The sequence below is a fragment of the Kocuria sp. CPCC 205263 genome, from assembly GCF_040981075.1.
Lineage (GTDB): Bacteria > Actinomycetota > Actinomycetes > Actinomycetales > Micrococcaceae > Kocuria > Kocuria rosea.
Window position 1 is genome coordinate 1 of record NZ_JAVKPV010000086.1, and the last position, 520, is coordinate 520.

Sequence of the window (520 nt, forward strand, 5' to 3'; positions counted from 1 at the left end):
GACAGTGATCACGGAAGAAGACCTTTCGGCAGGCGGTGCGGGGAACAGGGCGCCCGGGCGGGCAACCGCACCATCCTACCCGCGCGGCCCGCTCCCGCCCAGGACGGGGATCACACCGCCGGCCGGCGGGGCCGCCGCGGGGACCGCGTCAGCCGGCGGCGGGGCGGGCGTGCTCCGGGGGCATGTCGTCGGCGAGGCCCGGGGAGGCGTCGGGAAGGGTCCGGGCGTTGTAGTCGACGACCTGCCAGCCGCGCTGCGGATGCTCCTCCAGCACGGTCCAGGCGCAGTTGGCCATGCCGGCGAACATCTCCCGCAGCCGCGGGGGCGCGTCGAAGAACGCCGGCACCCCGCTGCGCAGGGCCGCCCCGTGGCCGACCAGCACGCCGGTGGCGCCCTCGTCGAGGGCTTCCGCGGCGTCGCGCAGCACGGCGACCATCCGCTCGTCGACCTCCGAGGGCAGCTCGGCGCCCGGGACCCGGTAGTCCTCCTCGGTGAAGAACTTCTCGTAGACCTCCGGATG

At 75.4% G+C, this 520-nt stretch carries 1 protein-coding gene; it reads right to left on the bottom strand.

The features are described 5' to 3' along the window. Nucleotides 1–148: 148 nt before the first annotated feature. The coding region (locus tag RF647_RS19270; RefSeq protein ID WP_368813138.1) for a histidine phosphatase family protein at nt 149–520 on the bottom strand (372 nt) is incomplete at its 5' end.